We start from the raw sequence: 12165 nt of genomic DNA on the forward strand, positions 1-12165 counted from the left end.
TTAATTATCACCACTTAAACCCTTTATCTCTTCTATAAAACTATTAATATCATCAAACTTTCTATATACAGATGCAAATCTTATATAAGCAACTTCATCCATATACCTTAATTTCTCCAATATTAATTCTCCTATTTCCTCGGATTTTATTTCACTAGTCATGGTATTATTAAGTCTTTTTTCAATAGAATTTACTAAGTTTTCTATCTCTAATCTTGATACAGGTCTTTTCTCACAGGCTCTTATAACACCACTTACGATTTTATCCCTATTAAATAACTCTCTAGTTAAATTTCTTTTTATAACAAATATTTGTATATCCTCTATTTTTTCATAGGTAGTATATCTTTTATTGCAGCTAAGACATTCTCTTCTACGTCTAATTGCACCATCATCTTCTGTTGCTCTAGAGTCTACAACCTTACTTTCTTCTCCATTGCAATAAGGACACTTCACGATAATCACATCCTCTAAGTTTTTCTGTTTATACTACGATTATACACAAAGTATTCACTATTTGTATATAATTAATTATTTTCTCCTAATTATTTTCAACAATTCCCTCTCCATCCACTAAAATAACATCTACTCCAATTTTTTTGATTCTCTCCCAAGGCAATTCTATATCTTCATTTTTTGAAAACCATCCAGATTTCTGTGTTGGAAGTATTATAGCTTCTAATTTATATTCTTCACAATTAACTTTAAAATCTTTTATATACCCAAGTTTAGTACCTGTGTTAATATCTATTATCTCCATAGTTTTCAAACTATTTATCGCAAACATTGAAGTTTCCATAAAAAATTCCCTCCTTAAATTTTATATCATTTAATCTATATTCTCTTTAAAATAATATAGAACATAAAAAAAGAGCCTAGGCTCTCCTTTTTATACTAAAGTAAGTTTATTTATTTCTTCTATTATAAAACATCGTCTATCTACATTTACTAAAACAACTATATAATCTCCACCTATTAATTTTACATTACCTGTGGGTATTATTTCTTTTTCTCCTCTTTTTATAGAGACAAGAAGACATCCCTTCGGCCAATGAACTTCACTTATAAATTTCCCTTCACCTATACTTCCCATTTCAATGCAAAATTCTAATATGGTCTTTTTACTATCACTTTCCTCTTTAGTTAATCCAACCCTTTTTAGCAATCTTTCTAATAGCACTTCATAAATTGGTTCATTTCTTAACAACTCTGAAGTAATGTATGAAATTATAACTACTACTGATAAAGACAACAAATGATTAAAGGAACCTGTCATTTCCATTATAAGCACAATTCCTGTTATAGGAGCTTTGACTACAGATGCAAAATATCCTGCCATACCTAAAGCTATAAAGTTAATAATATATGAACTGTTTATTCCAAAAACATCTATTGAAAAACTTCCAACTATGGCTCCTATAATTGCTCCTAACAATAACATTGGTAAGAATATCCCACCTGGTACCCCAGAGCCAAAACAAATTAAAAGTAATAAAAACTTAATTATGTATATTATTGTTAAAAATAAGATTGATTTTTCTTCTAATGCTAAATGTAATATCAGCTCATGACCTCCACCTAATAACATAGGTGCTGTCAATCCAATAATTGCTGTTAGTACAAAAGGGATCATTATTTTTACTTCTTGAGGTATATTTTTAAATTTAGAATATAAATCTTGAAATAAGTATATTCCTTTTGAAAATATAACTCCCATTATTCCTGTTAAAATACCTAATATAATTAAAATCCAATAATAACTTAATGGCAATGCATCCATTGCACCCACAGTTAAAGCTGGCTCAATGCCTAAAAATCTTTTTGTAACAAAATCTGCAGTTATAGCCGCCGGCATAACCGTCAATAATACTAACGGAGAAAAATTTCTATGAATTTCTTCTAATGCAAAAATTATTCCAGATAAAGGTGAATTAAAAGCAGCAGACAAACCTGCCGATGCTCCAGCTGTTATTAAAAATTCCTTTTTAACTGGCATGTTTTTATAATTTTTTTCTCCAACTCCTTCACCTATTGAAGCTCCAATTTGAACCGAAGGACCTTCTCTACCAACAGAAAGTCCAGCTGACAAAGCTAAAAATCCTCCAATAAACTTATATATTAATATTCTAGACCAATTCATTTTTAATTTATTTATAACTCGTCCTTTTACTTGAGGAATACCGCTTCCTGAAATCATGCCTTCCTGTTTAACCATGATTCCTACTATTATTCCAATAGTTGCTAAAATTCCAATAACTAAAATCGCTTTTAATAAATCCTTATTTCCCCATGAATAAAAATTATTAAAAAGTATCGAGAATTTATTTATTAGTATCCTATTAAGTACTATTACTCCCCCTGTTACTAATCCTACAATAATTCCTTGAAAAACTAACCTATACTTCATATTTTTTCTCTGAATCATCATTTCCTTTATTCTTTCGCCTTCCACTGTTCCATCACCTCAATTTTAAATATATACTTAACTTTATCTAATATTTAAGAATTACTAAAATCTTCTCAAATAATTTATCCTATCACAACTTATTTTGCAAACAAATTATAAAAGCCCTATTTTTATCTATCAATATGATAAATTCAAAAAATTTTAACACATAAGTTAAATAATATCTCTCCTAAAAATAGTTTAACAGAACAACTATCTTTTAATCAAATTTTATTCAATTTGAAATTTTCATAATTTTAAGCTTACCTATTCAATATATTGTATAAGATATAAATATTTATTTTAATACAAAGGCTCGTATCAAATTATCCACATATTCTAAATCTATAATATCTTATAAAACAAAAAGGAGCCAAGGCTCCTTTTTGCTGAGTCATAAATTTTAAATTTTAACTTCATTGCAATGTAAATTTTAATATAATATAATTTCATTACATAAACTATTGCAACTAGTTTTAATTCTAAATTAAGCTACCTACCTGTAAATAAGTATATTACACGTGTTTCCTCATATGTTTAAGTGCTGTCTTTTCCAATCTTGAAACCTGAGCTTGAGATATTCCAATTTCATCAGCAACCTCCATTTGGGTTCTTCCTTGAAAAAATCTTAAGTTTAAGATTAGTTTTTCCCTATCTGTAAGCTTCTTCATACCTTCTTTTATTGATATATTTTCAAGCCATCCATCATCTAAATTCTTGCTATCACTAATTTGATCCATAACAAATATGGCATCTCCACCATCATGGTAAATAGGTTCAAATAATGAAATGGGATCTTGAATTGCATCTAGTGCAAATACTATCTCTTCTTTAGGTATTTCTAGTTCTTTTGCAATTTGAGAGATAGTTGGTTCCTTATTATCTTTGTTAACAAGCTTATCTCTCACTTGTAATGCCTTATAAGCAATATCTCTTAAAGATCTACTTACTCTAATAGAGTTATTATCCCGAAGGTATCTTCTAATTTCTCCAATTATCATCGGTACTGCATAAGTGGAAAATCTAACATTTTGACTTAAATCAAAATTGTCAATAGCCTTCATTAAACCTATGCAACCTACTTGAAATAAGTCATCTACATTTTCCCCTCTGTTATTAAATCTTTGAATTACACTTAACACTAACCTTAGATTTCCTTTTATAAAATCCTCTCTACAGCCCTTATCACCTTGCTTTATCTTGATTAGTAGTTCTCTCATTTCCTTCTCTTTTAATACAGGTAGTTTCGAAGTATTCACTCCACAAATTTCTACTTTATTAATCATCATAAGGTCTCATTCCCTTCAGAATAATTACATTAAAATTATTTCCTGATGTAGTTTTTTTATACTAAAGACAACCTTATAACATTTTATTAATTTCTTTTTTAAGTCTCTTAATTATTCTTTTTTCCAGTCTAGAAATGTAGGATTGAGATATACCAAGCATATCCGCAACTTCCTTCTGGGTTTTTTCTGTAATTCCATTTAGTCCAAATCTCAACTCTATTATTTCTTTCTCCCTACTATTTAATTTATCCATTGCAATTCCAAGAAGTTGCTTATCTACTTCTTCTTCTATATAGTTATATACTACATTACTATCAGTTCCTAATATATCCGATAATAACAGCTCGTTTCCATCCCAATCAATATTTAATGGCTCATAAAAAGATATTTCTGTTTTTATCTTATTATTTCTCCTTAGATACATAAGTATTTCATTTTCTATACATCTAGAAGAATAGGTTGCTAATTTAATCTTCTTTTCTGGCGCAAAGGTGTTTACGGCTTTTATAAGTCCTATAGTCCCTACTGATATTAAATCCTCTACATTTACTCCTGTATTTTCAAATTTTCTTGCTATATAAACTACCAATCTTAAGTTACGTTCAATTAATATGGATCTTATGCTTTCATCTCCCATTTCTAGGTTTTCTACCAATACTTCCTCTTCTTCTTTAGTCAATGGTGGTGGTAATGCATCATTTCCCCCTATGTAGTAAATTGATTTTGCAAAGCCTTTAAACTTACTTAAAAATCTACTTAGTATGCCCTGCAACCCATTTCTCATTTCTAAAATTTTCTTTGATATCTTATTCATAAAAATTCCTCCTATTCTATAATCCCCCTTGGTAAAAGTCCATTATAATCACTATGTTTGCTAAGCTTATTATCACAAAATGCCAATATCAAACTTTCTTCTTTTATATCTCCATTAATGTTTATCTTCACACTATCTGGTCTAATTCCAATAAGTTTTCCATTATATCCACTTACCACAGAGTAAGGAATGTTATATATGCTATGGTTCTTTAAATTTAAATCTTTAAAAAACTTCTTTTCTACAATTATTACAGGCAAATTTGTTGCTGGTTCTCTAAGTTCATTACCTGTATCTAGAAAGGCTTTGATTATAGTCTTCACATTATCAACACATATTTCAGTAGTATATACATAATTAGTTAATGAGCGTCTATCTTTTACATATACAGTCAACTTATAAATTAACATATAAATAATCATTAAAGACAATATAAGGTTTTTATAGGAAAAATTATATATCATAGCACTTGATGATAAAGATGGATTATCTTTTATTGCTATATAAAAAGACATTCCTGCAAGAAGTACAGAATACAATATAAATATTCCAGTAGCTTTTAATACTTCACCCATACATTTACCTTTAATAGATATTATCATCATCAGTAGAGCTACTAATATTTTAAAGGGCGTAGATGTAAAAAACTGTAGTTTAGGAATAACTATAGCAAAAACATATGAAGTACCAATAGCTGAACTTAGAATTAACCTACCCATTGAAACCTTCTTTTTTATAGTTTGCATAGTTATTGTTAGTAAAAATAAATTCACTAAAAAATTTTCTAACAAAAGCATATCTAAGTACACTACCATTTTATTTACCCCCTTAAAGATTATTATATAGGTTACTTAATGTAAAATTTGTAAAATCATATGGTAAAATTTCATATTATTACTAGAAAATTATGTCATTTTACGATTTTTTTTTTAAATTAAGTATCCGTTCAAAAATAAACTGTGTAAATTAAACAAAAGTCCTTGAAATAATAAAAAGGGGAATGTAATACATTTAGTTACATTTCACCCTTTGCATGGAACTTTTAAAATTTAAATAAGAAGAGGCTATTGCAAAATGATTTTTAATCATTTTGCAATAGCCTCTTAATAAAATACATAATAATCTTATATTATCTCATGCTTTTTCTTAGCCATGTAGGAACTGTAAAGTCTTCACTTTCATCTTTTGAAGATGTAGCAGTATCGTTTGATTGAGTTGCTGCTACTTCTGATTTAGAACCTTGACTTTTAATAGTATCAAAACTTACTCCACTTTCCATTTTAACTTTTTCACAATCAAATCCAGTAGCAATAACTGTTATTCTTATCTCATCATTTAAGCTCTCATCAATTACAGCTCCAAATATAATATTTGCATCTGGATCAGCTTCCTCCTGTACTATTTGTGCAGCTTCATTAATTTCTAATAAAGACAAATCAGCCCCCCCAGTAACATTTAAAAGCACTCCAGTTGCTCCTATAATTGAAGTTTCTAAAAGTGGACTTGCTATTGCTTCTCTTGCAGCATCTTGTGCTCTATTATCGCCAGTTCCAACACCTACTCCCATATGAGCAAGTCCTTTATTAACCATAATAGTGCTTATATCTGCAAAGTCCAAGTTAATTAATCCTGGTATAGTTATTAAGTCAGAAATACCTTGTACACCTTGTTTTAAAACATCATCTGCTTTTCTAAAAGATTCTACAAGAGTAGTTTTTTTATCCACAAGAGATAATAATCTTTCATTTGGAATTGTTACTAATGTATCAACTGATTCCTTTAAAGCCTTAATTCCAGCTTCTGCATGAATCATTCTTTTTCTTCCTTCAAAAGGGAAAGGTTTAGTTACAACACCTACAGTTAAAATCCCCATAGATTTAGCTATTTCTGCTACTACTGGTGCAGCTCCTGTACCAGTTCCTCCACCCATTCCACAAGTAACAAATACCATATCTGCACCTTTTAATGCTTCAATTATTTCTTCCTTACTTTCTTCTGCTGCTTTTCTTCCTATTTCAGGATTTGCACCTGCACCTAAGCCTCTAGTAAGCTTGTCTCCTAATTGAATTTTAAACTCAGCCTTAGATAAAACTAATGCTTGTTTATCTGTATTAATACCTATGAATTCAACATTTTTAAGTCCTTCTTCAATCATTCTATTTACAGCGTTGTTTCCACCGCCACCACAACCTACAACTTTAATTTTACATAAATCATCATTTTGAACATCGAAATCAATCACTTTATTACCTCCTCATTAGAGAAACTCTTTAGAATTCCTTTTAGTCTTGTTATAAACTTATTTTCTTTACTTCTATTACTGCTACTACTCAACTTTTCATTACAACTTTCACAGGAACTTTTCTCTTTATTAAATATTTCTTCTTTGCTTAAAACATCTCTTATGATTCCTGTAGCTGTTGAATATATTGGGTTTGCTGCTCCAACATAATTTGGAACACCTATTCTAACTGGCTTTCCTAATATTTCTGAAGCTATAGTCGTAATATCTCTGAATAAAGATATTCCACCTCCAACAATTACGAAACTACCAATTTGATCACTTAATTTCTCTTCTTCAATGCGCTTATTTATTATTTCAAGTAGTTCTTTAACTCTTTCACCTATTATATCTACTAACATTTCATAATTAATTTCCCCTATACTATTTCCACTAGTGTTAATCTTTACTTTATGATTTTCAGTTGAATTATCTTTCAATAAAGTATTACATTTAAATTTTAATCTTTCACTATCTTGTAATGATAACTTTAGACAAATAGAAATATCATTTGTAATATTATTACCACCTAAGGGTACTGAAAAGTAATCTAAGAATCTATTATTTTTAAAAACTGTAATTTCCATATTAGAACTTCCAATATCGATAATTGCTACACCTTTAGCAAGTTCAAGATCTTCAATTATATCCTTGCTTATACCTATGGCATTAACTACCCATCCCTTTATCTCGATTCCAGTTTCTTTTAAACATTTTTTATATCCATCAACATATTTTTTACTTAGTATAAATGCGTTGCCTTCTGATTCTAGCACCTTCCCTTTCATTCCTAATGGATTAGTAATATTCTTCATAGAATCAACTATGTATTCTTCAATATCAACTTGGACAATTTCTTGCTCCTTGCCAACACAAAACTTTGCAACTTCTCCTACATTTAATATATCCTCTTTGCTAATTTCTTTCATTTCTGGGAAAGACAAAACACCTTTAGTCTTTACGATTTCACATAAAGAAATTGGTACAGATAAGTATGCTTCTTCTAATGGTGAATTTACAATTTCCTTTAAACGCTCTACTACATTGCGTAAAATACAAGAAATATCCTCTTCATCCAACATTACATTATCCTTAGCTCCCTCATAATCTGAAGTAGTAATTCCCATAATTTGTATTTTGTTTTCTTGGTCTAATCTTCCAACTACTCCACATACCTTTGAAGAACTTATATCTATTCCAACAATGTAATTATTCATATACATATTCCTCCCACATTCTACTCCCTAAGAAGTTTACAGTGTACAAAGGTATATTCAACATGAAAAATGAAATTCCTTCAAAATAGTAGAATATTTTTAGAATATATTTATACAATGCCTATTCTCTATAATACCTTACTACCATATACAGGTAAATAACAAAATTATCCCAATATATTATAACTACGCCATTTAATCATTTATATTCTATCTATAGTATAAAACTTAATTAAAAAAAACACAATAGTTAAATTCCCTATACCATTGATATTATAGGTTTTCGAAGAAACAAAGAACTCTTTTTATAGTTCTTCTTTATCAATATATCTGATAATTTTACTTATAGCCATTTCCATAGTCTGCATACCATATTTTGATGAAGTTTCCATAGTTGATGGTATTTGATGTATTTTCCCTTCTCTAATTAAATTTTGAACTGCTGGGGTATTAACCATTACTTCAAGAGCTGCAATTCTTCCAATACCATCTACCTTCTTAAATAATCTTTGACATATTATACCTTTTAACACCGTAGAAAGCTGACTTCTTATCCTTAATTGCTGTTCTGACGGAAAATAATTTAAGATTCTATCAATTGTTTTGTAAGCACTTATAGTATGTAATGTAGAAATTACTAGGTGTCCTGTTTCCGCTGCTAGAAGTACTGCTGACATAGTTTCTAAATCTCTTATTTCTCCAACTAAAATTACATCTGGATCTTCTCTAAGTATGGCCCTTAACCCACTATCATAGCTTTCCGTATCCATTCCTATTTCCCGTTGATTAATTAGAGATTTCTTATGATTATGTAAATACTCTATAGGATCCTCCAAAGTTACAATATGGTTTTTTTTATTTGAATTTATCTCATTTATCATAGCTGCCATAGTAGTACTCTTACCACTTCCAGTTGGACCAGTTATAAGAATTAAGCCATCCTTTTTATTTGTAAATTCCTTTATAATTGTAGGCATATTTAAATCTTCTAGAGTTGGAACTTTTACTGGTATTACTCTAATCGCAATAGCATCAAAACTTCTTTCTTTATACACATTAACCCTATATCTGCCTACATCTGGTAGGGTATATAGCATATCTCTCTCCCCTGTTTCATTATATATAAAGTAATCTTCTCCAAGGATTTCCTTACTGTATTTCTTAACTATTTCTTCAGATAAAACTTCTTCTATTACATTTATTAATTCTCCATTTTTTCGTAGAATAGGAGGTGCTCCTACAGACAGATGCAAATCTGAACCTTGATTTTCAATAACATATTTTAAAAGTTCCTTTAGTTCCATTTTTATCTCCTTACATATAATAAAATACATTTCCACCCACATTGTTATATTTATAATTATCTAATTTACATTAAGTTTACTATAATTTTAATTAATATATCAATCTATATATTCGTATTAAATATATTTATATTTATATAATTCTTTAACATTAGTTAAAGTTTCTAAAAAAAAAGATATGTATTGATTTATAAACATATATGAATCAATACATATCAATACCTTTTATAATATAAATATAATTATATAGTAAATATTTAATTAATATATATTATTAGCTTTCTCCATAATTTAACTCCTTAAGTAGTTTCTTCAATGCTCTTTTTTCTATTCTAGATACATAGGATCTTGAAATACCTAATATTGAAGCTATCTCTCTTTGAGTTTTTGGTTTCCCATCTATTAACCCGTACCTCATTTCTATTATTCTTCTCTCTCTTTCTTGAAGACATGTTTCCAGTATACAATATAATTTTTTCACTTGTATCTTATTTTCCACTACCTCCAAAATGGAATCTTTATCACTACTTAATATGTCCATAAGAGATATTTCATTTCCTTCTTTGTCTAGACCTATAGGATCTTGCAAATATACTTCACTTCTAATTTTCTTATTGTTTCTAATGAGCATAAGAATCTCATTTTCTATACATCTTGCAGCATAAGTTGCTAACCTAGTTCCCTTATCCATATCAAATGAATCTATTGCCTTAATTAATCCTACTGTTCCAATTGATATTAAATCATCCACTTCTTTCCCCGGAAATGAATATTTTTTTACTATGTGTGCTACTAATCTTAGATTTCTTTCAACTAAGACACCTTTTGCTTCAGGATCTCCATCTTTTAATCTCTGTAAATATTCTTTTTCTTCTACTTCTGTAAGTGGCTGTGGAAAAGAGTTATTTCCTGAAACATATCCTGTAAGTAAGGCATATTCGCTAATTACATTCAATAACCAACTCAAGCAAAACATTTATGCTCCCCCTAATAGTGCTTATTATTATAATATGTTTACTTTAGAGGAAAAGTGACTATATGGTAATATTTATTTCAAAGAAAAATTTTAAATTTTAGGTATATTATATAATGTAAAATCTAACTTTAATTCAATTTCATAATATCACTCTTAATTAAATTTTCTACTATATCCTTAAATACAGAACATGCAACTTGACTACTACCGCTTTTTTCTTCTATCTGTGGTAAATATATAACCATTGAATAATACTTGTTATCATATTTGAAAAAACCTGCAAACCACCCATCAGAACACTTTTTATCTTTATTCAAATATTCAGTAGTTCCAGTTTTGCCACCAATTTCTATATTATCTATTTTAGAATTGCTTCCTGTACCAAGCTCATCATTTACTACACCTATCATACCTTCTTTAATTATATTAGCAGTACTTTCACTGAATATCTCTATAGATTCACTTTCATACTTCTTTAAAATTTTGCCTTCTTCACTTATTATTTTATTTATAATTTTAGGTTTGATATATTTACCACCATTAACTACTGTATTAGGAATGGATAATGCTGCTAGAGGTGTAGTTCTCACCGTTTGTCCTATAGATGTATTAGTAATAATATCTAAGTTGTGTTCTACCTTATATCCTTCTATAGTTCCACTTTTCTCATCTTGAAGATTTAGCGTCTTGTTGAATAATCCTAATCTATTAGATAATTCATATATTCTATCCATTCCAACCTTCCATCCAATCTGAGCAAAAGTATCATTAGAAGATGCTATGTATGCTTGCTCCATATTATATGCACCTAGCTTTTCAATGCTTTTGGGGAAAATCCCCTTTAAATAGAACTTTTCATCTCTTCCTATTAGTTGATTTTCTAAAGCTGCTTCATATAGTATAGTTTTAAAGGTAGAACCAAGTAAAAAACCATTTCCACTAGGTATTCCGATATTTACATTAGATATATTATCATTTTTCTGTGCCATTGATAATATATCCCCGGTGCTACTTTCCATTAATACTGCTCCAATTTGGCCGTATTCTTCATAATTTTTACTTTTTAGAATCTCTTCTACTTTTTTTTGAATATGATAATCTAGGGTTGTAACTACATTATTATTACCTTTTATGTCGCTAAATACTTTTTTAACAATATTACCACTAACATCCTTTTCAAGCTTTAATTGCTCTTTTTTATTATTCTTAATATATTCATATATTTCTCTTTCTAAGGTTCCCTCATCTTTCAGCTTTGAATTATCAGAATATTTTACTCCACTAGCTAGTATATTCTTTATATTCCAATCATTATACTTTTTATATTCAGTATATTCGTATATATACATTCCTCTTACATCTTCTATATTTTTTAACTTTTCATAGCACTCTTTATCAATTTCATATTGTTTATTTCCATTTTCAATTTCATATTGTAATAAAGAAATATCATAATCTCTATTAAAACTTCGCAGTATATAAGATACATTTTTCATTGAAATAAAAGCTGCTTCCTCGTTTAATGTATAAAAAGTTAATGGATCTATCACTACATAATATTTTAATGTACTTTCAAAAAGGTTATTGTCATTTCGATCAAGCAACTTAAAGTTAATATTATTTATATCTTCTTCATAGTAATATTGCTCATTAGCAGACACTGAAAGTGTAGCACCCTGCATTAATTGAATATGGATAAATCTAATAATTAATCCTATAAACATTAATATCATAATGGATAATAGGTAATAATTTCTCTTTGCTACCTTCCCTTTATTACTTTTTTGAAACAATAAAAACACCTCCCTTAGTATAATCTTTGACTAAAGAAAGGTGTT

11 protein-coding genes are annotated in these 12165 nt (G+C 28.6%); all 11 read right to left on the reverse strand.

The window, feature by feature from the left end; all coding sequences use genetic code 11:
- Window positions 1-456 (reverse strand): transcriptional regulator NrdR, encoded by a 456-nt coding sequence (gene nrdR / locus B3630_RS04280; RefSeq protein WP_346895816.1) that lies wholly within the window; start codon window positions 454-456, stop codon window positions 1-3.
- Between the two features lie 85 nt (window positions 457-541).
- The gene (locus B3630_RS04285; protein ID WP_346848320.1) at window positions 542-799 is read right to left on the reverse strand and encodes a YlmC/YmxH family sporulation protein; all 258 of its coding nucleotides are present in this window, start codon (window positions 797-799) and stop codon (window positions 542-544) included.
- A 90-nt stretch (window positions 800-889) separates the two neighbouring features.
- Window positions 890-2452: a ClC family H(+)/Cl(-) exchange transporter gene (locus tag B3630_RS04290; protein ID WP_414632994.1), complete on the reverse strand. Its 1563-nt coding sequence runs from the start codon at window positions 2450-2452 to the stop codon at window positions 890-892.
- Between the two features lie 509 nt (window positions 2453-2961).
- Entirely contained in the window at window positions 2962-3735 is a 774-nt protein-coding gene (gene sigG, locus B3630_RS04295) for an RNA polymerase sporulation sigma factor SigG (protein ID WP_346869547.1), read from the reverse strand.
- 73 nt (window positions 3736-3808) lie between these two features.
- Window positions 3809-4519, reverse strand: a complete 711-nt coding sequence (sigE, locus tag B3630_RS04300) for an RNA polymerase sporulation sigma factor SigE (protein ID WP_346869567.1) — start codon at window positions 4517-4519, stop codon at window positions 3809-3811.
- Between the two features lie 41 nt (window positions 4520-4560).
- Window positions 4561-5364: a sigma-E processing peptidase SpoIIGA gene (spoIIGA, locus tag B3630_RS04305; protein ID WP_346895818.1), complete on the reverse strand. Its 804-nt coding sequence runs from the start codon at window positions 5362-5364 to the stop codon at window positions 4561-4563.
- A 314-nt stretch (window positions 5365-5678) separates the two neighbouring features.
- Complete coding sequence (ftsZ, locus tag B3630_RS04310) at window positions 5679-6791, reverse strand: cell division protein FtsZ (protein ID WP_346895820.1); 1113 nt, start codon at window positions 6789-6791, stop codon at window positions 5679-5681.
- Window positions 6788-8047, reverse strand: a complete 1260-nt coding sequence (gene ftsA, locus B3630_RS04315) for a cell division protein FtsA (RefSeq protein WP_346895822.1) — start codon at window positions 8045-8047, stop codon at window positions 6788-6790. The genes ftsZ and ftsA overlap by 4 nt, the downstream gene beginning before the upstream one ends.
- Window positions 8048-8352: 305 nt before the next feature.
- Entirely contained in the window at window positions 8353-9351 is a 999-nt protein-coding gene (locus B3630_RS04320) for a type IV pilus twitching motility protein PilT (RefSeq protein WP_346895824.1), read from the reverse strand.
- A 274-nt stretch (window positions 9352-9625) separates the two neighbouring features.
- The gene (gene sigK, locus B3630_RS04325) at window positions 9626-10327 is read right to left on the reverse strand and encodes an RNA polymerase sporulation sigma factor SigK (protein ID WP_346895826.1); all 702 of its coding nucleotides are present in this window, start codon (window positions 10325-10327) and stop codon (window positions 9626-9628) included.
- 128 nt (window positions 10328-10455) lie between these two features.
- On the reverse strand, window positions 10456-12120 hold the full coding sequence (locus B3630_RS04330; protein ID WP_346895828.1) for a penicillin-binding transpeptidase domain-containing protein: 1665 nt from the start codon (window positions 12118-12120) through the stop codon (window positions 10456-10458).
- Window positions 12121-12165: the final 45 nt, after the last annotated feature.

Origin of the sequence: Clostridium sp. UBA7503, from assembly GCF_002477055.1 — a bacterium.
GTDB lineage: Bacteria > Bacillota > Clostridia > Clostridiales > Clostridiaceae > Clostridium_J > Clostridium_J sulfidigenes.